Here is a 22869-nt window from a genome sequence, read left to right as displayed (position 1 = left end):
GGACTTTTTCAGTGGCCTCGTTTCACAAACCAGTTTTTTATTTGTCGATCAGAATGATAGAAATTTTAAATAATTAATAAAGCAATATTTTGAATTCCGGAATGTTTCTTTCCTTTAAGCTTCTATTTATAGTAGGATATGAATATAGTGATCTATCTATAGAAAGGACTTAAAACATGACATATAAAATGATTGTATTAGATTTGGATGATACGTTGTTATGTGACGATCATACAATATCATCTCGTACAAAAGAGGCATTAATGAAAGCGCAAGAACAAGGTGTAAAGGTGGTTTTAGCATCAGGTCGTCCTACTTTTGGAATGAGAGACTATGCAAATGAATTGCTGCTACATAAGTTTGGAAGCTATATTCTATCTTTTAATGGTGGGAAAATCATAAATTGCTCATCAAATGAAGAAATGTTCAGCAGTACATTAAGTGCAGAGTCTGTTCATCAATTGTTTGATATAAGCCGTCGTGAAAATGTATTTATTCATACATATATAGGTGATGAAATTATTACGATGGATGAAAATCCTTTCACGAAAAAAGAATCTACTTTAACCGGATTACCTATTAAGATGGTATCAGACTTTGTACAGTCAGTAACTGTGCCAGTAGTAAAAACATTAATGGTAGCGGAGCCGGATGTACTTAAGGTTGTTGAAAAGAAGTTACAAGAAGAGTTAGACGAACATTTTTCAATTATGCGCTCAAAGCCGTATTTCCTGGAGTTTACTGAAAAAGGTGTTACAAAGGGAACGAGCTTAAATCAACTAATTCAAAGATGTGGCATTAAACAGGAAGAAGTTATTGCTATTGGTGACAGTTATAATGATATATCCATGATTGAGTTTGCAGGCCTTGGAGTTGCCATGGGAAATGCTCCTCAAGAAATAAAAGATCTGGCAAATTTTGTTGCAGATACGAATATGAATGATGGAGTCGCAAAGGTAGTAGATGAATTTATTTTAAATGTTACTGTTTAAATATAAGGGTTGCTTACAATCATGTAGGCAACTCTTTTTTTATTTCAGCTGAAAAATAAAAATACTCTTATTTAAAACTCTCTGTGAGAATTTCTCACATAAATGTAACAATAATTTACAATTGAGGATATAATTTAGCTAATTCAGCAGAAGAGAATGAATGTTTCTCTAGAAAACCAGGTTATTACTTTAATGATTGTCAGATTTAGTAACGAGATATTGGGTTTGTCGGGTAGCATAGGAGGCGGAACTTAGTGGAAATTTTAATTAAAAACGCTGAAATCATAACGATGAATGAAAAAAGTGAAATTTTACACGGTGATCTTTTAATAAGAGATGATCGAATTGTTGCAATAAAGGATCAAATTGAGAATGTGACTCCGGATAAGATTATTGATGCAACTGGGAAGACGGTTATTCCTGGATTAATTCAAAGTCATATTCATCTTTGTCAAACACTGTTTCGCGGGCAAGGTGATGATCTAGAGCTATTAGACTGGCTGTCCAAAAAGATCTGGCCTCTTGAAGCTGCGCATGACGAGGAATCCATTTACTATTCAGCAATGCTCGGTTTAGGAGAATTAATTAGAAGCGGAACAACATCGATAATCGATATGGAAACAGTTAGGCATACAGATTATGCTTTTCAAGCTATAGCTGAAAGTGGAATTAGGGCTATAGCTGGTAAAGTTATGATGGATCAAGGAGCAAATGTTCCATCGATTTTATTAGAGAATACTAGTTCTTCCATACAAGAAAGTGTTGATTTGTTAGAAAAATGGCATCTCTTTGATAATGGTCGTATTCATTACGCATTTTCACCACGGTTTGTTATCTCATGTTCAGAAAAGATGTTAGTGCAAGTACGGGATCTCTCTCAACAGTATCAAGTACTGGTACACACACATGCATCAGAAAATCAAACTGAAATAGAACTTGTTGAACGTGAGCGAGGAATGAGAAATGTTGTTTATTTGGATCATATTGGCTTAGCAAATTCTAGGCTATTGTTAGCTCATTGTATATGGCTTGATGAACAAGAGAAAAGAATTATTCGTGATAGAGGAGTAAAGGTAAGTCATTGTCCTGGCTCAAACTTAAAGCTTGCTTCTGGAGTGGCAAATACTCCGGAGATGCATGATCAAGGAGTATTTCTTAGTATTGGTGCTGATGGTGCACCTTGTAACAATAATCTTGATATGTTCAATGAAATGAGGCTAACTGCACTTATTCAAAAGCCAGACCATGGTCCGACGGCAATGGATGCCAAAAAAGTGTTCAAAATGGCAACGATGGGTGGAGCAGCTGCAATGGGAATGGAAAAGGAGATTGGTAGCTTAGAAGTCGGCAAAAAAGCTGATGTTGTGATATTAGACTTAAATGATTTTCATACGTATCCTTCAACAGAGGTTGATCCTATTTCAAGAATTGTCTACTCTGCAACAAGAGCAGATGTAGAAACAACGATCATTAATGGGAAAATTGTGATGGAAGATCAACGTTTACTAACAATTGATAAATCTACTGTACTAAAAGAAGCAAATTCTTCTATTCAGCGATTAGTACGAAGAATATCAAGAGTGGATACGATGATTTAATAGAGAGGGAGGAGCAGGATGGGTACCGACATTTATGAAATCCTCGACACCATTTCAGAATCCTCACAGGAAATGGTTTTAGCAACGATTGTTAATGTGGATGGCTCTTCGTATAAAAAGGCTGGATCCACTATGCTTTTTCATGAAGATGGAGTTCAAACAGGATTGTTAAGTGGAGGGTGCTTGGAAGAAGATTTACAAGAAAGATGTAAAGATTATTTTCATAAGAAGAGCTCTGAATTGATTACGTATGATTTAACAGCAGAAGATGACTTGTCTTGGGGACAGGGGGTTGGATGTAACGGGACAATAGAAGTGTTAATAGAATCAATAACCCCACAATTGTTGTCGCACTTAAAAAAAGTAAGAGAGCTTGTTAATCACGGTATATCCGTCACATACATTAAACAACTATCTCTTGAAGGTGATGTTTGCGGCTATCTCTTTTATACAGAAAATGCTGAGTATTTTGGACAATGGAAAGGAGTTTTTCCAAAAAAAGAGAAATGGCATTCAAAAACAATGAGAATGGAGGATGACTATCTCCATTTTAAACAAGAAATTCAAGCAAGACCTAGACTATTTATCTATGGAGCAGGAGCTGATGCTAGACCTCTTGCACAACTTGCTCAACAATCAGGCTATGGAGTCATTGTTGCAGATTGGAGACCAGCCTATTGTCACAAAGATTATTTTCCTCAAGCAACCGAAACCGTTGTTTTATCTCCTGAAGAATTTTTGTCTAGCTATACGTTTACAACCTTAGACTCAATTGTGTTAATGACACATCACTTTCAAAAAGATCTCGAGTTAGTGAAGGACTTACTAAAAAAACAACTATCATACTTAGGAATTTTAGGCTCGAAAGATCGAGCGCAAAGGTTGCTACAAGGAAAAAAGGTTCAAGATTGGGTACATTCACCTGCTGGTTTATCAATAGGGGCTGAAGGACCACATGAAATTGCTGTTAGCATTGTTGCTGAATTAATAAAACAGAAAACAAGGAGGTGTGTAAATGTATAACGAAAACATCGTGGGCATTTACTTGGCAGCAGGTCACAGCTCACGTATGGGTACTTGTAAATTATCATTGCCTTTAGCGGGAGGTCCCCTTGGAACGATGGCATTAAAGGAAATTGTTAAATCAAAGCTTAATCATTTAGTTATTGTCACAAAAGACTTTCAACCAACCTGGCTTCGAACGATTGAACCCTATCTTACTAATTCTATTCATTGGGAACAAATTATCAGCTTGCAAGCACATCTCGGTCAATCATATTCACTTCGAACAGGTATTCAAAGAGCAAAGCAAGTAGGAGCAGATGCCGTTATCATTTTTTTAGCGGACCAACCGTTTATTACTTCACAATTGATAGACAAATTAATAAGTCGAACATCAAATGAACATGATTTTATCGCCTCTTTCGATGGGGTTTCCATAAAACCACCAATCTTATTTCAAAAGAATGGATTTGATTCTTTATTAAAAATAAACGGTGATCAAGGGGCAAGAAGCTTTCTGAAAACGGGAATGTTAAGAGGTTTAAAAATAAATATAGATTATAACCAATTAATAGATATTGATACACTTGAACAGTATGAGACATATAAACAAATAGTAAGTCCCCAACTTAGCTAATCAAAGAAAGCACTAGGTTTTAAATCAACCTCAAACTACTTTACCTCCGTTTGCTATTCTCATCTGTTTTGTTCACAAAAATTTTTAATGAAATTAGGTGATGGAATGAATGTAGAACAACACTCAACTCCATTGAAATCAGAAATCGTCGTTGAACATCCAATATCAGTTGAAGATGCTATAAAACTGAAAGTACTTTTTGAAGGTGAGTACGTAGCTGGGGGGACGCTTCATCAAATTCAGTGGGAATCAGGTGTTCCCTTTCCTTCAAGACTAATTAATCTTTCCTGTATTGAACAATTAAAAAAAGTTAGATATGAAAAAATAAATGACGAGAATATTTTAGCAATCGGTGCACTTACCACGATTGCAGAGTGTATCAAGCATCCTGAGATAGTAGAACACTGTCCATTATTAACTGAAGCTTGTAGAAACATAGCTGCACCTGCTGTTCGGAATCGTGCAACAATAGGAGGAAATGTAGCAAGTGGAATTGGTGACAGCATTCCAGCCCTTCTTGTGTTAGATGCAAAGGTGAAAATAGTGCTAAAAGACCAGATATATATGATTGATTTAGCAACCTGGTTAAAAGAAAAAGAATCATACCCTTTTTTGCTTCTTGAAATTTTAATTCCTCTTCAAGCTAATAAAACAAAAAGCTTTTATCGAAAGGTTGGAAGAAGAGAAGCCTTTACAGCATCTTTAGTAACGGTAAGTTGTTGTTTTAGCAAGTGTGATCATAATGAATTTTCATTTGTTCGCATAGCTGTCGGAGGAGGAACACATTTTCCTATTAGATTCCAAAAACTTGAACAGCTCTTAACCGGCAGTGGATCTCACATAACAAGAGAAATCATATACAAAACAATTTTAGAAGAATTTCACTCATATTCGGATGCCTTTGTAACAGAGTCGTATCGGAAGAAGGTTACAGCAAACATTCTTTCAGAAAAATTAGAAACCATCCTAAGGGAGGAATAAGGGATGAAGGAGTTAAATAAAAACGAGTACAAATGTAAGTGGAGAATCCGTCCTGATGGCCATGATAAAGTAACAGGCTCGCTAAAATATTTAACTGATTATTGCTTCCCAAATATGTTAATTGGGAAAGTGTTAAGAAGTTCATTTCCACATGCAAAAATTCACTCCATTAACACAACTGAAGCAGAACAACTTGAGGGAGTTGAAGCGATCATCACATATAAAGATGTTCCAGGGATGAACCGTTTTGGATTAATATTTCCTGATCAGCCAGTTTTGTGCGAAGACACTGTCCGCTACGTAGGTGATGCAGTTGCTGCAGTTGCAGCGGTTAATGAGGAAATTGCTATAAAGGCACTTTCACTCATTCTTGTTGAATATGAACCACTTGAGGTAATTGATAGTCCTGACAAAGCTTTAAGTTCACAAATGAAATTACACCCTTCTGGAAATATCTTACATCGTGCAGGGTACAAGAACAGTGAATATGTTTTAGATGAACTCAAAAAATGTCCTTACATTGTTGAGGAAACCTATGAAACACCAAGACAAATGCATGCATATATGGAAACAGAGGGAGGAGTTGTTGTTCCAGAGAATGATGGTAAATTAACGGTTTATGCAGCAACACAACACGGTTTTAAGGACCGGATGCAGCTAGCTAGAATCTTATCTATACCTGAAAGTTCTATCCGAGTGATATCAAGTCCAATTGGTGGTTCATTCGGTGGGAAAGATGAGTTAAATATCCAACCATATGCGGCTTTGTTAGCTATTAAAACAAAAAAACCTGTAAAGCTCCATAATAAGAGAACGGAATCAGTAAGAGCGGGTATTAAACGACATCCTATGAAGATGACCATGACAACAGGGGCGAACGAAGAAGGAAAACTAGTAGGACACATTGTTCGAATTGTTGCAGACACAGGGGCATATGCAACACTTGGACCAGCTGTTTTAGACTTCGCAGTTGAGCATTCAACCGGTCCTTATATCATTCCATATGTTGATATTGAAGGGGTCTCTGTGTTTACAAATAATGGAGTTTCAGGTGAATATCGTGGATTCGGAGGGAACCAAGTTACCTTTGCATTAGAGTCACAAATCGATAGACTAGCTGAGTTGTTACAAATTGATCCATTAGTATTTAGAGAACAAAATCTTAGAAAAGCAGATGATCCCGGGCCGCTAGGACAACGAATAGTAAAGAATGATGGAGCCAGAAGTGTTTTAAATATGATTAAAAAATCTCCAATATTAACGCAGCCTTTAAAAACAGAGCCTCTAAATGTGAAAGGTAGAGGCGTGGCAATCACTATGCATGGAGGGGGTCTTGGCTTTGGTCGACCTGATCCTTCAGGTTCTCGCATTTCTTTAACCAAGGATGGGAAAATTGAAATTGCTTTCGGATTTGAAGAATTTGGCCAAGGATTATTGGCTTCAATCGAAATTATGATGATGGAAGCTTTAGGGTGTAGAAAAGAAGATTTAAAGATTGTGATAGGTGACACAGATCTCGTTCCTTCTTCAGGTTCCTCAACAGCATCTCGTTCAACAAATATGATTTGGAATGGCATCCAAAAGCTAAAAGAACCGTTTTTAAATAAAATATTAGATGAGGCAGCCTCTTACACAGATACGACGCGTGATCTTCTGTATTTAGGGGGAAAAGGAATTTGGCGGAAAGGAAAAATTGATCAACTTATTATCAGTTATTACGATTTAGCAAACTATTTATCTGATAAACTTCCCATTTTTCATACGCAATTTCATTTTCCAACCACCCCAGATGCAGTAATAGGGGGACATTATTTATACTCCTTTGCCGCAGTTGCAGCTGAGGTGGAAATCGACCAACTGACAGGTAGGGTAAAGGTAACAAAAATGGACCATTGTGTGGCTGCAGGGCCAGTAGTGAATCCACTAGGTTATTTAGGACAGATTGAAGGCGGGGCAGTTATGGGTCTTGGTTTTACAATAAATGAAGATTCAGTGATGGAAAATGGCCGCTATCATACACAAAATCTTGATTCGTATCTCATTCCAACCATTAAAGATATTCCAAAAGAAATGAAGGTGTTTGTTGACGAGTCTTTAATGGAGGGAGATGTATTTGGCCCAAGAGGTGTTGGTGAAATTGGTACTGTTGCAATTGCACCTGCTGTAACTGCTGCTATTCATGATGCATGTGGATTATGGGTGAAGAATCTCCCAGTTTCTTCTGAGGAAGTTTTAAATGCATTAACGATTAAAACCTTTGTCGAAAAGTAGTAGGAGGTGCGTCAATGAAAAAGGCAAAAGTGGAAAATAAAATAGATCTATCTTTTGAATTAAATGGTCAACCGTATCATTTAACCGTACCGCCAACTTATCGGTTAGTCGATATTTTAAGAACAGATTTACAATTAACAGGCACCAAAATATCTTGTGAAATCGGAAGGTGCGGAGCATGCTCCGTATTACTGAATGGAAAAGTTGTAAATTCTTGCTTAGTCATGGCCTATCAGATACATCTTTCAACAATAGAAACAATTGAACATGTATCACATCAATCACTTCATCCAATTCAGCAGGCATTTCTTGAAGAAGGTGGACTTCAATGTGGATATTGTACTCCAGGAATGATTATAGCGCTAAAGGATTTGTTAGAGCAAAATCAACAGCCAACAGATGAGGATGTTTTTGAACATTTATCAGGCAACCTTTGTCGGTGTACTGGTTACACAGGAATCATTAGAGCTGTTCAACGTTACAGAGAGATGGTAAACAAAAAAGAAGAAATTCAGTAAGATAAAAATCTTTAATGGAGAGTGATATCCAGTGATGACAATTCATGATGCGAATGTGCTTACACGTGAGGAATTTGTTTCAACTTTTCGTTGGATTTTTGAGCATTCAATTGCCGAACAGGTATCCGAATTAAGACCTTTTCCCTCTTATCAATTTCTTCATCATGCAATGAAAAAACGTGTAAAAAAATATACAATTGAAGAAAGAGTTGCACTACTTCAAACTCTTCCGGATTTTATTGAAACAATTCTAGGTCAAAACCCTTACAATCATGTAAGCAAGCAATCGGGATTTAAATCTTTAACATCTAGAGAATATAAAAAATTCATCGCTTATCATAATAAATATATAAAGAAATTCGGTTTTCCCTTTATTATCGCAATGCGTGGACACAATAAACAATCTGTTTATGATGCATTAAAAAAGAGATTAAAAAACAGTGAAAATGAAGAAATAGAAGCAGCAATTGAAGAAATGTTCCGCATTTATTTTTATATTTTAAGGGAAATTATTTCTAATGAAGATCGAGATGAAATGAAGAAACAATCCGTATAAATTTAATTGTAACTGAAAAACTGCTCACTAGTGAGAGCGGTTTTTTTGCTGTTTTGAATATTTCATAAAAGGATTTTCTCAGGTACTATTTACATATTAATTAAATCTCTGTAAGCTATTGTTTGAATAGTAAGAGTTTTTCAATTTGAAAATACATAGGTTCTAGGGGGACAAACATGATTAAAGCTATTTTCTTTGATTTAGATGATACGTTATTATGGGATCAAAAAAGTGTAAAGGAAGCATTTAGTGCGACATGTCAATTAGCAGAACAGAAATATGGAATCGATTCTGAAAAGCTTGAAGAAGCTGTCCGAAACGAAGCGAGGGAGCTTTACTCCTCATACGAAACATATGATTTTACGCAAATGATCGGGATCAATCCGTTTGAGGGTCTTTGGGGTAACTTTTTAGACGATGAAGAGAATTTTCGAAAGATGAAAGAAATCGTTCCCACATATCGGAAAGAAGCATGGACAAGAGGCTTAAAAGCTTGTGGGATTGATGATCCTGACTATGGAGCAACGCTAGCTGAAGAATTTCCAGCACAAAGAAGAAAAAAACCTTTTGTTTACGATGAGTCTTTTCAAGTGTTGGACAAGTTAAAGGAATCTTATCGTCTTCTTTTGTTAACAAACGGTTCTCCAGACTTACAAAATACTAAATTAGAAATTACTCCAGAGCTAGTTCCTTACTTTGAGCAAATTATTATTTCCGGTGCCTTTGGAAGAGGCAAACCTGATCCAACTATTTTTGAACATGCATTAGAAAAGGTGAATCTTTCAAAAGATGACGCAATAATGGTAGGAGATAATCTTATGACAGATATTTTAGGTGCATCAAGAGTTGGAATGAAATCTGTTTGGATTAACCGTCATAACAAAGAACGAAACGAAGTACAACCAGACTTTGAAATCACTCATCTTGAAGAGCTGTATCCAATTTTAGATCAACTTAACAAGTAAGGCGAATGCATGCAACAGTTAGCGACAGCTAGTTAGCAAAAAAAATGATCAAATTTCAAATCCAATTACTTGATAAAACCATCTAAAAGCATCTATATTAATATAAGTTAATAACATTGTCATTTACTTCTTAGAGGGGGAAGGGAGATGCTTTATCTCATAGCTGGTATTATTTTTATCGTGTTAATCGGAAGTTTTTTTAAAAGGTCAATTTCTATTAAGAATGTACCTTGTGTAGATATAGATCATCATGATCAATCTAGTCAAGTTGTGGATGTAAGAGATTATAATAATTTATCAACGATGAAAAACTTCGATTCAATTGTTATACCTATTGCATATTTAAGAAGGTATTTCCATGAAATTCCTAATAAAAGAGTACATCTTATTGCTGGAAACCAACTTGAAAAGAACATGGGTGTTCGCTTCTTACAAAAAAATGGATTTCAAGTTACAGGTTACAGCTTAACTGAATGCACTTGTACCAACCATTCTAAGGATATGTTGGTTTAGATAAGATTTGTGTATAAGGGACCAATTTTGGTCCTTTTTTTATTTTAAAGCTGTTAGCTTTTCAAACTCCATCATGGTATAGTTTGTTTCGGTGAAAACTGTTAGAAAAAGATAAGGAAGTAATAAAGATGAAATCTACCAATTATTATATAAAAACATGGCAAAAGGCAATCCGTGTGGAAATCATGCATTTAAAGAAATATGGAAGTACAAGGTATGCATTAAAAGATGGTCAGTTGATGTCCAATGATGGCTCATTTACTTATTATTTTGAATCAACTGTTCCCATTCGAGTGCCAAATGGCTCTTCCATTAAAGTCGAATTTGGAAAACGAACCGTGAACGGTAAAATTCTTTCATCAGAGGGGAAAAGTGTAATCTTATTATTGGAGGAGAACCTTGGACATGAACCTTCCGAGCTTTTTTTACTTCATGATCCATGGGAGTTGTTAGATCAACTTCATGAAAGATTTGATGAAATAAAAGAAAGTAAGCGGAAGAAAACCCGAATTAAAAGATTGATGGATCCATCTAATGATCCAAAGCACCCTACCGAAAAAGTAAAATCAGCTGTTCATGAACTTGTATTACGAAGCAAATATAACCCTGTCACATTTGTTTGGGGTCCCCCTGGCACAGGTAAAACCTATACATTGAGTAGGTTAGCAGGAAATAAATATGTAAAAGGCGATCGAGTATTAGTTTTGTCTCAGAGTAATCAAGCAGTTGATGTGTTAATGATGGAAATTTCTCGTTTTATTAATAAAAAAGGTCATTTCCGAGAAGGTGATTTGCTTCGTTATGGATCGCAAACGTCGATTACATCAAAAGATAACTTAACAACATTGGAGCTGATTCATAAAAGGCACCCGGAATTAGCGAAACAAAGAAATGATTTGCATGAACATAGAAGGGGAATGAAGCAAACCCTTTCACAATCCTACAGTCAAAGAGATTCTCAACAATTGCTTGAAATTGAACGTAAATTAGCAACAGTTTTAGAAAAAATAAGACAGAAGGAAATTGAGCTTGTAAAGGATGCCAATCTTGTAGGAACAACATTATCAAAGGCTGCAAATGATCCGAGCATTTATGAAAAAAACTATGATCTTGTCATAATTGATGAAGCAAGTATGGCCTATATTCCGCAAATTGCTTTTGCCGCAACTCTAGGTCGCAGAGTCATCATTTGTGGAGATTTTAAACAGCTTCCTCCCATTGCTTCTGCAAAACATGCTCTTGTTGACGAATGGTTAAGGAACGATATCTTTCATAAAGCAGGTGTAGTTGATTGGCTTGAAGAAAATTCGAAAAGAACTATACATCCTCATCTTTTTTTGCTAAAAGAACAAAGGAGAATGCACCCTGATATTTCTTCATTCACAAATAAGTACATTTATCATGATCTTGTTGGTGATCACGAAAGTATGAAATCGGCTAGAAATTCAATTGTAGGAAGAGAACCATTTTCAAATCGTTCCTCCATATTGTTGGACAGCAGTTATAGTGGAATGTACAGTATGCGTGAAAAAACATCAAATTCTCGATATAACCTTTGGCATTTACTTTTATCCTTTCAAGTGATTCATGAGTCATACTTAGCAGGAGCAAGGTCAATTGGATATGTTACACCTTACCGTGCTCAGGCAGCTTTAATGGACATGTTGCTAAATGATGTATATGCGGTGGAAAGAATGGAGTCGGATATTATTTCTGCAACAGTTCACAGATTTCAAGGAAGTGAAAGGGATGTCATGGTATTTGATACGGTCGACAGTTATCCGCAAGAACGTCCTGGAATGCTTTTAACTGGTAAGGATAGCGAACGACTAATTAATGTTGCAATGACAAGAACTAGAGGGAAATTCGTTCATCTGGCTGATCAGCAATTTCTTCAATCAAAGGTTTTTCGTGGAAAAACAATACGCCAGCTTGTAAATCATCAGGTAAGCAAAAATCAAATAGTAGGACAACAGCAAATAGGGACATGGGTTAAAAACCAGCATTCAAATTTAACATGGATACATGCAAAAAAGCTTGAAATCATCACGAAAGATGTGAAAATGGCCAATTCTTCAATAATTGTTGGACTTCCTACCAAAGAATTATCCGAAGAGTGGATAAACATGATAAATAGTCGAAGATCCAATGTCCGTTTAACAACAATCTCTCCTGAAAACATGAATAACATTAAAGGAGATCAGCTTATAGCCCAATCTGTTTCATTTCCTTTCATGATAATAGATAAAAAATACTTGTGGCTAGGTATGCCATATGAGATGAACAACTATGTGAGACCTCCATATGTTGGAGTACGTTTACATTCTGAAAGTGTTATTGATTACTTTCTTTCACAAATCATCTCTTAATCGCTCTTGTACTAAACAGGAAAAGCTATTCATAACTTAAAGTAATTGCTTTATCTGTAACGTAATGGAGGGAATAGATTGGGTTTTTTATTTTGTCTTTATGTGTTTTTATCATTGGTAACAGGTGGGGTGTTATCCCTTATCATAAGTAAAATTGTAAATGGGAAGATTGACTACTTGTTTTCCCTTAGTGCCGGTATGATAGTGGGGATGCTATGTCTTGAGTTTATTCCACATAGTTTTTCGCATTATCAACCTTTATCTATTGTTATGGGAATAGGAGTCGGACTTCTATGTATGATCATAATTGATCAGTATGTACACCGTTCATCAAAAGGTGAATCAAAGTCTACTTTCTTCCTACTTCTTATCGCCATTACATTACATAATGCACCTTCAGGATTTGCATTAGGGAATCATGCTGATCACGAAGGACATCTTTTTCATCTCATTATTTTACATCACTTACCTGAGGGGATGGCATTAATGATGCTAGCAATCGCATTAAAGCTTAAACCTCATCATTTAGTCTCTGCATTTCTTTATCTTACATTTAGTCTTTATGGATTTGTATTACTTGGAAATTTCATGATGATAGAAAATGACATGATTTTAGGGTCCTTATTAGGTGTAGCTATTAGTACAATGTTATATATTTCGATTGTTGAATTATTTCTTACATCAAATGAGAAGGGAAATCGTTTTTATCATTGGCTTAGTTTATTAACCGGTATTTTCTTAGTAAACGTTTTTTTATTAATTGGCTAGGATTGACAAGAGCCAATTATTTTTTTATTATTTAGTTAGATAATATGAACATATATACATATTTTAATATATACTAAAGAGTAAGAGGTGTTGATCATGGAAGAATCAGGTAAAAAGGAACCGCAAGAGCAATTAGATGAAGAAACATTATTTATCGTTTCTCAGACGTTTAAAGCATTAGGTGATCCAACCAGAATTAAAATCTTACACTTGCTCTCGCAAAGTGAACACTCAGTGAATGAAATTGCTGAAAAGTTATCTTTGCTTCAGTCAACCGTTTCACATCAATTAAGATTTTTGAAGAATCTACGTTTGGTTAAGTATAGAAGGGAAGGGACAACATTATATTATTCGCCTGATGATAATCACGTAATGAATGTCTTGCAACAAACAATTAACCATGCACAGCATCATTAAGTATTTATGTTGGAGTTGAGCACAATGGAAGAATATAAAGTTAAAGGATTAACATGTGCAAACTGTACTAGAGAATTACAGGAAGAAATAAATAAATTGCCGTCAGGACAAACAGCATCTTTAAGCTATAACACAGGTAAGCTTAAACTAGAAAGTAATGTTGACATTGAAAAAGTAAAAAGGATTTTATCTTCAGATGGGGCATATATAGAAGCTGACGAGCATGAGCAGCATGATCATGACCATCATCATCCTACAGGGATAAATTGGATTGTCCTTTTATCCTTATCAGCTATTTTCTATATTGCAGGGATTCTAACCGATATCTTTTTTAATGAATATATTGCAATCGGACTTTTTCTTGCAGCAACCGTTTTAAGTGGATATCAAACCTTTATCAAGGGATTGAAAAATCTATTTAAATTAAAATTTAATATTGAAACGTTAATGACCATTGCCTTAATTGGTGCATTAGGTATTGGAGAATGGAAAGAAGGCGCCTTAGTTGCAATCCTTTTTGGATTAAATGAATACCTAGAGGGCTTGGGTATGCAAAAAGCGAGAAATTCAATGGAAAAACTGCTAGCAATTGCACCAAAGGAAGCTACAGTACTTGATAATGGTCAAGAAAAAATAGTCAAGATTTCATCCTTAAAAACAAATCAAATTGTATTAGTTCGTTCCGGTGAAAAAATTCCTTCGGATGGTTTAGTTTTGGAAGGAAAAAGCTCTGTAAACGAAGCAGCCATAACAGGTGAGAGCATGCCAGTTGAAAAAGAAAAAGATGAACCGGTTTATGGTGGAAGTATTAACAATGAAGGTGTACTAAAAATAAAAATCACTAAAGCATATGAAGAATCGTCTTTAGCAAAAATTCTTCATTTAGTAGAAGAAGCTCAAGAAACAAAAACACCAACAGAATTGTTTATAAATAAGTTCGCCAAATATTATACGCCATTAATTATGATCATTTCTGCCATTGTTATGCTAATCCCACCATTGGTTTTTGGCGGTAGCTGGGGAGAGTGGTTTTATCAAGGGTTAGCTGTATTAATTGTAGGTTGTCCATGTGCTTTAGTTCTATCTTCACCAATCGCTATTGTGTCTGGTATTACAAAAAATGCCCGCAATGGAATACTTGTAAAAGGCGGAGTATTCTTAGAGCAATTAGGTAAAATCCATACGGTGGCCTTTGATAAAACAGGTACACTTACAAAGGGACAGCCATTTGTTGAGAATTATGTAGAATATGATCCGAAGTTTTTACAAATTGCAGCTTCGATTGAAAAAAGCTCATCACATCCGATTGCAAAAGCAGTGCTCAGAAAAGCTGAAGGATTTACTTTAATTGAACCAGAAGAAATAAAAACAGTTTCAGGAAGTGGCATTGTTGCAAAAATTGATGGTGTGACTTACTTTCTCGGTAACGAAGCACATATGAAAGATGTGCAAATAGAGGAAGAAATAAAAGCACAAATACAACAATATAAACAATCTGGCATGACATTAGTTATATTAGCTACTTCTGAAAATGTACTTGGAATCATGGGGATCTCAGATGAAATAAGAGAAGAAAGTGCGGACGTTATGAAGGCTTTACATGAAGCAGGAATCCAAAAGACAGTGATGTTAACTGGTGATCATGAAAGCACCGCAAAGAAAGTAGCATCCAAAGTTGGATTAACTTCATATTTCGCTGGCTTGTTGCCAGATGAGAAAGTTGAAAAAGTAAAAGAGCTATCTCAAGGCAAGAAGGTTGCAATGATTGGTGATGGAATTAATGATGCACCAGCACTTGCAACAGCAGACTTAGGAATTGCAATGGGAAAAGGAACAGATAGTGCGATTGAAACAGCTGATATTGTATTAATGCAGGACCATCTTGGAAAATTACCTTCAGCTATTAAATCAGCGAAGAAAGTGAATTCCATTATTAAGCTTAATATTACCCTTGCACTTGGATTGAAGCTAATTGCCTTATTGTTAACCATTCCTGGCTTACTAACACTATGGATTGCAATCCTTTCAGATATGGGAGCAACTATACTTGTCACATTGATTAGCTTAACTGTTTTATATGAGAGGAAATAGGAAAAGGATTGTGTATGTATTTAAAGGGTTCGGTTAATTTTCAAAAACTTTAAAAGTATTATTCAAGGTGACCATCAAATTGAACACTGTTTTGATGGTCATTTTAGCTTATTACTAGAAAACGATACACAATGAAAAAAACAATTAGGGCCACTGCCGATATCCCATTTACCATTTATTGGATTTTAAGAATAGTTTAAAGCTGTCCACCTATGTAAAAGCATACACATTTATGGTTTGTGAATGTATTTTGTACATTTTCACTAGAAAACGATACGTAAATGGATGAAAATTACAATTACGACCACTTTTAATATCATTTTATACATTTATTGGATTATGCGAATGGTTTAAAGCTGTCTACCTATGCAAAAGCATACACATTTCTGGTTTGCGAATGCATATTTCACATTTTCACTAGAAAACGATACACAAGTGAATTTATTACAATTTTGTTTACATAAGAATAATGGTCCAGTTCATGAATCTGGACCATTATTCAATTTAGAAAACACTACATTCTGCCTGTGATAAGACCATATTTAATTAATTGGGATAAAAGACGGAACTCGTTATTATCCCTTTATTATCTGTCATTTTCTCTTTAATATTAAAAGTTCAATGTTGTTTCCTTTGTCTCAAATCCAATCGATGTTGTTAAATCGACAACATCAATTGATATTATGGCAGATTCATAATCTGAAAAGTGACCGTAGCCAACATCATTTAAAGAGAAATTGATCTCGTTGTCTTCATCATCTGTAATTGTATAGAGCTCTAGCGTTTGTTGTTCGTTAGAAGGACTAAAAAGCTCAATATTTAATCTATAAGCAATATTAGACTTTTCAGTGACAGAAAAGCTTATTTTGTCATCTTCAATAATTGTAAAGGAAGGGGTTTGGATAAGACGGTTTTTATCAATAGCTACTCCGCTTTCTTCTTCTAAGTAAGCAAGAAGTTCTTTATTTTCTAACACGTTCGGAAGTTGTTGGTTTTCATGCTGAGTACGCAGATAAAAAGCTTCATTACTATAAACATCATTTGGACTAACATGATTTGTTGCACCATATAAAAGTACATAATCATCTGCAATAATTTCTTGCGGATAGAAAGAATGATTTTTTTCTTCATAATTCCAAAACGCATCCCATTGAAGCTGGCCAACGTTTATGCCTCTTAACTTTTGCCATCTAGAAAAAGGGAGGTGATGGGAAGGAAAATAATAATAAGCAAAATGATGGCCATATTCGTGTGACAATGTTTCGCGATAATCAGCAGGTTCAAGATACTTGTCACCTTGATAAAGTATAATCGTCTTTAATATCGCATGGTAGCTGCCCTTTGTATCTCCTGAGGAATGCCTTCCTGCTTCGACCCTGATTTCTTGAAGCCTATTTATTTCTTCTCCGTACTTATTCTGTTTAAGTTCTTCATATAATTCTACTAATTTATGTTCGTCCCATTCTCGGGAATAACTAACAAAATGAATACCTTCTGGAGATAAAAAGGATGAATAGGCTCCAACCGTACTGCCTGTAGTAAAACTAGCAAGAATAGGCAATGATAATAGTAATATAATAAAAAATCCTCTAAATTTCTTCAAAATCATCACATCCTCCATCACATTTTATCACGAATATTCCCTTTGGTAATTGGTATCATTTGTTTAGTATACTTGAGAAAAGGGAACTGGATGTGATCAAGATAAAAGTGTAGGAAATAAAGATTTTACTATAGTCATAATATGACAAGAAAAATAATAAAAATTTTTAAAAAATAGTTTTCAAACGAGAAGTTTTGTTGTATTATATAAATAATCAGAAAATACAGAAAACAAAGAAAACTAAAAGGTGAGGTGCTTTAAATGAATTTTTATAACATTCCATTAGAAAAACGTCTAGAAACAAATCCTTTCGTCCATTACTTACAGGAGGGGGATTTACATTTCAACACAGAAAATGAAATTCTTTTGAAGCATTTACACGAACTTCCACAAGATTTTATGGAAATGACATTATTCGATATTGATGGATTCGGATGCGTGTACAAATTCTCTCATATTACAAATTATCAAGCAGGAGAAATAACGTCTCAAGCTGCTATTTTCAAAAAAATATAAACAAAAAGGTGTGACAATTTGTCACACCTTTTTTAGTTGCCATCTTTAAGATAAACCATCATTAATTATCCTGTTTTCTTCGATTGTATCTAATAGTTGTTTAGGATTTTTTATAAATGACCGATCATACTGCTGTAGAAGTTTGATAAAAACATTTGCAGTCATGACAGCATCATTTAATGCATGATGACGTTCTCGTTCGGATATTTTAAATCGTTCTACAAGATTATCTAAATAATTTCTTTCTCCTGTATATAAGTCATTTGCAATCAAATGGGAATCCAGAAAATCAACTGAAAAGTTTGGGAAATTCCATTGATTAAGAACGGTTTTCATAAACTCGATATCAAATGTAGCAGGGTGGGCAACCAAAATACTTCCTTCACAGTAGTCGAGAAATTTACGTATCCCAACTGGAAAAGATTGAGCCTTAGCTAATATTTCTCCTGATAATCCTGTTAGTTCTTCCACTGTTTTCGGAATTTTGTTGATTGGTTTCATAATTGTATAAAACGCCTCATCATACAGGATTTCAAAATTTTTGACTTTGATCGCACCGATAGAAATGATTTCATCACCCATGTTTGGGAAAAAACCAGTTGTTTCTAAATCAAAAATTGTAAATGTACAGGAGCGTAAATCTTCTTTCATTAATCCTTTTTGACTTTCTACAAAGCGTTCAATTGAAGTAACGGCATAATCGTATTCTGGAAGCTGGATCATTTTGTTCATGCGATGTTTAAAAAATAATTGATCCCAAAATATATATTTTAATATTTTTATATCATCTGGCAATCTGTTTTACACCACCCGATTTCGATTAAAGCTAATCTTGGTTACTTGCTGCATGCGATGAGCAACCTGCAGTGCTTCCTTAAGTTTTATTCGATCCTCTTTTGAAAGCTCATTCACATTGACTTCATTCGAAACTTGTTGGTTGTTCTCAAGCTGATTAAGGTTTTGTTGCAATCGAAAATAGTGCAAATAGTGAAGTGCTGTTTTTGCATTTTCAACATCTCGCGGATGCATAGCTTGAATCTTCTTTAATTCATTAAGTCGTTTAACCGTACTCACTTCATTGATTCCGTATTTAATGGCATTAATTCTTGTTGAATAAATAATCTGTGTTAAACCGGTTTTTTTAACATTTATTTTCTTATACTTCTGCTTTAAATTAATAATACCTAGAGGATGTGCAGGAATCTTAAATCGAAGAGCATCCTTCATTAATAATTGTTGTAAGGTTTTTGATTTTTTAGCTTTGTTTGTCAGAAAATCTCTTATTTCTTCAGCGAGAGAAAAATCACCAAAAATAGGCCTGAAATCATAAAACATCGTGAAATTTTGAATTTCTTGTGCATCAAGTTCATCTTTCCATGTTTGGATTTCTTTTTTCCATTCTGATAAAGATTTTCTCCATTTAGACTCTTTTGCCATAATTCCACCTGTGCATTCAGGAAAACCTGATAAACTTAAATATTCATTAATCTTATGAGTGAATTTTTTGAAATACTCATCAATATTCGCACGATTAGGTAGGTGATCATAATTGGTTAAAATAAGACCATTGTCTTGGTCTGTGCGAAATCCTTGTTCATGTCGTGCTTGACTTCCCATAATGATAAAACAATAGTTAATTGGCGGAGTTCCATAGCCCTCAGCTTTCATCTCATTTTCTGCTAGTTTAATAATTTGTCTATGGATATTATCATTATGATTTGTAATTACTTCAGATACTTCATAAGCATAACTCTCCTTTTCAACAAGCTCTTGAACAAAGGATTTCAACGTTGAATTTACTAAAGATCCTTGCTGTAAAAGAGAATCAATTGATCTTGAATTTTTCACATTATAAGTAAGATCTAAGTAGCTGGAGTTTTCAAGATTAAGGAATGAGCGACTGGTTAATACTCCGATTGCACTCCCATTATGAATAACTGGAATAAACTCATTTGCTTTATTTTTTATATAAGAAAGAGCTTCAAAAGCAAACGCATCAGCTTCAACATAATAAGGCTGCTTGTTCATCCAGTCTAAAACGAGATTAGAGGAAGATGGCTGGGATACATATCTTAATATTTCTTTATTTGTAATGATTCCTTTCATTTTTAATTGTTCATCATTCACAATTAATCCAGTAACATTTCTCTCATCTAAAAGCTGTGCTGCTCTATCCATTGTAAGGTGAGGTTGGATGAGAATAGGTTGATTCATTAGTGTTTTTACACGTGTTTTTAATAGGTGAACATTTTCATCATCATCATGAGTTGCTTTGTTTTTCATTTCATCATATAAGGACTTTGTTCTTTCACCAATACTTTCCCAAATCACCTTTGAAAAATCATTATTTCGTGTCATGATCTCAAAGAAATGACGCTTGTTCAGCTTAAAAACCGTACAATCTTCCAATGCTTGAACAGAAAATTCTAACTCACCACTTGTGAACATGACCATTAAACCAATAATATCTCCAGGATAATAGTATCGAAGTGATAACTGCTTTCCATTTGTTTGATGTAAAATATTTTTTGCTAATCCAGATACTAAAAAAAAGATATCAATATGATCTGCTCTTTCATGTTCATGAAAAATAAATTCATTTTGAGCAAAAGTCGCTTGTGTTGCTTTATCGGTCATTTCTTGTAACTGAAAATCTGTTAACAATGTAAATGGGTAGTAATCTTTCAAAAGATGCTTTAATTCCGTATATACCAAGTTAGACACCACCTATTCTTTTACTGTATACTTTTACCGTAACATAGATGAAGTCTAGATATAAAGTCATGAGGGTTAGAAAAGTACATATATGTTTGAAAGGAGTAAGTCATGAAATCCAAGAGTTTATTAAGTATTATTTTCTTAGTCATGCTTATTATAGGTGGCTGTGGTACAAATGAACAAAGTCAACCTGAACAGGAAGAAACTACACAACCAGTGCAAAAAATTGAAGACAATCCGATTGCTACAATTACAATGGAGAATAACGATACGATTAAAGTTGAGTTATATCCAAATATCGCTCCAAATACGGTGAATAATTTTATTTCTCTTGCTGAATCAGGTTTTTATGATGGCCTTATCTTCCATCGAGTGATACCAGGCTTTATGATTCAAGGAGGAGATCCTGAAGGTCGAGGGACTGGTGGACCTGGGTATGGAATTAAAGGAGAGTTTGAATCGAATGGAGTTGAGAATGAGGTAAACCATGAAAGAGGTGTGCTTTCAATGGCGAGATCTCAAGACCCTGATTCTGCAGGATCTCAATTTTTTATTATGGTTGCTGAGGCTACACATCTAGATGGTGATTATGCCGCATTTGGTAAAGTAACAGAAGGAATGGACGCAGTCGATAAGATCGTAAATGTTGAAAGGGATAATCAGGACAAGCCTGTGGAAGATCAAAAAATAAAACAAATTACACTTGAAACATTTGGCGTTGATTATCCTGAGCCGGAGAAAATAGAATAGGTATAAGAAGCAGGGGACAGAAGATTCCTTGCTTCTTTTTCGTTTGCTGGTGAAACCGTTATCGAACAATTCTTCTTAAGCTTTGGATTTTTACTTCCTAAATTGGTACTATCTTCATTTTATAAAAACCATCTATTTTATTTCAAAATTATTCATTATAATAGTTTAGTTAAATTAATTATAAGGTGAGGATTCTATGACTTGCTTTGCAAATAAAACTGATTTTATCGAGTCAGTAAAGATGAAGGGTTTAACCATTTCTCTTATTGCGTCGGGTGATCAAACGGAAATTATTCACCATCAGCTTGAACCTGATACTAGATGGGCACTTGAGCCTGAAGCGGGCTGGTCTGCACTTGAGTATTTATTTATCGTAAATGGTCAGCTGAAGCTTCAAATGGAAGATGGTAGTTTTAAGGCTTATAAAACCGGCGATTCTTTTTACAGATTACCAATAACTGAACATTATGTTTTCCAATCAATTGGTCCTACAGAATTTATCTATGTTACTTCACAGCCTATTTTTCATCGCTATAGTAATGTATCAAGACAATTGGTTAAGCTTGCTGTTTCTATAGAAGAGAAAGATGGGTATACAGGGGATCATTGTGCAAGAATTGCAAACCTTGCTATGCAGGTTGGAGAAGAAATAGGCTTAAATTCAAATGACTTATTACAACTAAACATGGCTTCTTTTTTTCATGATGTTGGAAAAATAATAATTCCATTAAACATTCTACAAAAACCAGGGAAATTAACTACCGATGAGTGGGATATCATGAAGAAGCATACTATTTATGGACGTATGGTTTTGGAAGAAACAAAATTGCCGTTATTAGTAAATGCCGGAAAAATTGTTGAACAGCATCATGAGCGATACGATGGAAGAGGTTATCCATATGGATTATCAAAGGACGAGATTGATATTAAAGCTTCAATTATATCAGTGGTTGATGCATATGATGCCATTACTAGTAATCGTCCCTATCAAAAAGCTAGAACAAAGGAAGAGGCTGTTCATGAATTAAAGAAAAACAAAGGTAGTTTTTATCATCCTGATATTGTAGATGTGTTTGCTCATTTACAAACTTAAAAGGAGGTGATAAAGATGAAATATTGGATAACTTTATTTACAGCGATCTCATTAGCCATAATTTTAACATTTTCTCCTGTTCAAGCTGCTTATTTATCAGAATATGATCAGCAGGTTGAAGTCTCATATGAGGATGCTAGATATATTGCAGATTTGTTAGGGCTGAAAAATATACCCTTAGGTGATAAAACAGCTTCAATTAGCTTTCAAGTTCAAGAAGAGATTATACAAAAAATAGAAAATCACCTAGATATTGAAATAGATCATTATTATATTTGGTTTACAATAAATGGACAACCAGTTCTAGCGATAGACCCACCAGTTCCAATGTTTTAATAGTTTAATAGATTTAAGAGATCTTTTTTCTTGGAGGTACATTTCTTTTACCCGAGAAATAAGATCTTTTTTTGTTCGGAAAAAACGTAAGATTCGGAATACTTTTCAAGCCATTGACCTTGTCAAGTCTTTGCGATAAGTTATTATAGGATAACAATGGTAGTGTCAAAAGATT

Annotated in this window: 21 protein-coding genes; 18 read left to right on the top strand and 3 right to left on the bottom strand. The window is 34.7% G+C overall.

The window, feature by feature from the left end; genetic code table 11:
• The first annotated feature begins 176 nt into the window (after positions 1 to 176).
• From COD11_RS10105 to COD11_RS10040, 14 genes are all read left to right on the top strand, one after another.
• Positions 177 to 992: a Cof-type HAD-IIB family hydrolase gene (locus COD11_RS10105; protein WP_098796685.1), complete on the top strand. Its 816-nt coding sequence runs from the start codon at positions 177 to 179 to the stop codon at positions 990 to 992.
• Positions 993 to 1246: 254 nt separating this feature from the next.
• Positions 1247 to 2590 (top strand): 5'-deoxyadenosine deaminase, encoded by a 1344-nt coding sequence (locus tag COD11_RS10100; protein ID WP_255301589.1) that lies wholly within the window; start codon positions 1247 to 1249, stop codon positions 2588 to 2590.
• A gap of 18 nt (positions 2591 to 2608) precedes the next feature.
• A complete protein-coding gene (locus COD11_RS10095; RefSeq protein WP_098796684.1) occupies positions 2609 to 3613 on the top strand; it encodes an XdhC family protein in 1005 nt (334 codons plus the stop codon).
• A complete protein-coding gene (locus COD11_RS10090; protein ID WP_098796683.1) occupies positions 3606 to 4229 on the top strand; it encodes a nucleotidyltransferase family protein in 624 nt (207 codons plus the stop codon). The genes COD11_RS10095 and COD11_RS10090 overlap by 8 nt, the downstream gene beginning before the upstream one ends.
• 105 nt (positions 4230 to 4334) lie before the next feature.
• Complete coding sequence (locus COD11_RS10085; RefSeq protein WP_176551037.1) at positions 4335 to 5210, top strand: FAD binding domain-containing protein; 876 nt, start codon at positions 4335 to 4337, stop codon at positions 5208 to 5210.
• Positions 5211 to 5213: 3 nt separating this feature from the next.
• A complete protein-coding gene (pucD, locus tag COD11_RS10080; protein ID WP_098796680.1) occupies positions 5214 to 7481 on the top strand; it encodes a xanthine dehydrogenase subunit D in 2268 nt (755 codons plus the stop codon).
• Positions 7482 to 7495: 14 nt separating this feature from the next.
• Positions 7496 to 7999, top strand: a complete 504-nt coding sequence (locus COD11_RS10075; protein WP_098796677.1) for a (2Fe-2S)-binding protein — start codon at positions 7496 to 7498, stop codon at positions 7997 to 7999.
• A gap of 34 nt (positions 8000 to 8033) precedes the next feature.
• A complete protein-coding gene (gene uraD, locus COD11_RS10070; protein WP_231309764.1) occupies positions 8034 to 8555 on the top strand; it encodes a 2-oxo-4-hydroxy-4-carboxy-5-ureidoimidazoline decarboxylase in 522 nt (173 codons plus the stop codon).
• 176 nt (positions 8556 to 8731) lie between these two features.
• Positions 8732 to 9520 (top strand): HAD family hydrolase, encoded by a 789-nt coding sequence (locus COD11_RS10065; RefSeq protein WP_098796674.1) that lies wholly within the window; start codon positions 8732 to 8734, stop codon positions 9518 to 9520.
• Between the two features lie 147 nt (positions 9521 to 9667).
• A complete protein-coding gene (locus COD11_RS10060; protein WP_098796671.1) occupies positions 9668 to 10033 on the top strand; it encodes a hypothetical protein in 366 nt (121 codons plus the stop codon).
• Positions 10034 to 10161: 128 nt separating this feature from the next.
• Positions 10162 to 12402 (top strand): AAA domain-containing protein, encoded by a 2241-nt coding sequence (locus COD11_RS10055; protein WP_098796668.1) that lies wholly within the window; start codon positions 10162 to 10164, stop codon positions 12400 to 12402.
• 78 nt (positions 12403 to 12480) lie between these two features.
• Positions 12481 to 13170 carry a ZIP family metal transporter gene (locus COD11_RS10050; RefSeq protein WP_098796665.1) on the top strand — a complete coding sequence of 230 codons (690 nt, stop codon included), beginning with the start codon at positions 12481 to 12483 and terminating at the stop codon, positions 13168 to 13170.
• A gap of 96 nt (positions 13171 to 13266) precedes the next feature.
• A complete protein-coding gene (locus COD11_RS10045; protein ID WP_098796661.1) occupies positions 13267 to 13587 on the top strand; it encodes an ArsR/SmtB family transcription factor in 321 nt (106 codons plus the stop codon).
• A gap of 24 nt (positions 13588 to 13611) precedes the next feature.
• On the top strand, positions 13612 to 15678 hold the full coding sequence (locus COD11_RS10040) for a heavy metal translocating P-type ATPase (RefSeq protein ID WP_098796658.1): 2067 nt from the start codon (positions 13612 to 13614) through the stop codon (positions 15676 to 15678).
• Between the two features lie 610 nt (positions 15679 to 16288).
• Here COD11_RS10040 and COD11_RS10035 read toward each other — a convergent pair.
• Positions 16289 to 17281 (bottom strand): hypothetical protein, encoded by a 993-nt coding sequence (locus COD11_RS10035; protein WP_141549668.1) that lies wholly within the window; start codon positions 17279 to 17281, stop codon positions 16289 to 16291.
• A 261-nt stretch (positions 17282 to 17542) separates the two neighbouring features.
• On the opposite strand from COD11_RS10035, the gene COD11_RS10030 reads away from it, so the two are divergent.
• On the top strand, positions 17543 to 17797 hold the full coding sequence (locus COD11_RS10030) for a hypothetical protein (protein ID WP_098796652.1): 255 nt from the start codon (positions 17543 to 17545) through the stop codon (positions 17795 to 17797).
• A 45-nt stretch (positions 17798 to 17842) separates the two neighbouring features.
• On the opposite strand, the gene COD11_RS10025 is transcribed toward COD11_RS10030, so the two are convergent.
• Positions 17843 to 18592, bottom strand: a complete 750-nt coding sequence (locus COD11_RS10025) for a 3'-5' exonuclease (RefSeq protein ID WP_098796649.1) — start codon at positions 18590 to 18592, stop codon at positions 17843 to 17845.
• 6 nt (positions 18593 to 18598) lie between these two features.
• The gene (locus COD11_RS10020) at positions 18599 to 20521 is read right to left on the bottom strand and encodes a DUF294 nucleotidyltransferase-like domain-containing protein (RefSeq protein WP_483296285.1); all 1923 of its coding nucleotides are present in this window, start codon (positions 20519 to 20521) and stop codon (positions 18599 to 18601) included.
• Positions 20522 to 20623: 102 nt separating this feature from the next.
• Between COD11_RS10020 and COD11_RS10015 the strand changes: the two genes are divergently transcribed.
• The 3 genes from COD11_RS10015 (at position 20624) to COD11_RS10005 (ending at position 22694) form a co-directional block, all read left to right on the top strand.
• On the top strand, positions 20624 to 21265 hold the full coding sequence (locus tag COD11_RS10015) for a peptidylprolyl isomerase (RefSeq protein ID WP_098796646.1): 642 nt from the start codon (positions 20624 to 20626) through the stop codon (positions 21263 to 21265).
• A 196-nt stretch (positions 21266 to 21461) separates the two neighbouring features.
• The gene (locus tag COD11_RS10010; protein ID WP_231307669.1) at positions 21462 to 22358 is read left to right on the top strand and encodes an HD-GYP domain-containing protein; all 897 of its coding nucleotides are present in this window, start codon (positions 21462 to 21464) and stop codon (positions 22356 to 22358) included.
• A 15-nt stretch (positions 22359 to 22373) separates the two neighbouring features.
• Entirely contained in the window at positions 22374 to 22694 is a 321-nt protein-coding gene (locus COD11_RS10005; protein WP_098796643.1) for an 8-amino-7-oxononanoate synthase, read from the top strand.
• Positions 22695 to 22869 lie beyond the last annotated feature (175 nt).

This window comes from Bacillus sp. AFS040349 (genome assembly GCF_002577655.1).
Taxonomy (GTDB): Bacteria; Bacillota; Bacilli; order Bacillales; family Bacillaceae; genus Metabacillus.
The sequence above is the reverse complement of the archived record's forward strand: the minus strand, read 5'-3'. Positions and strand labels throughout refer to the sequence as shown.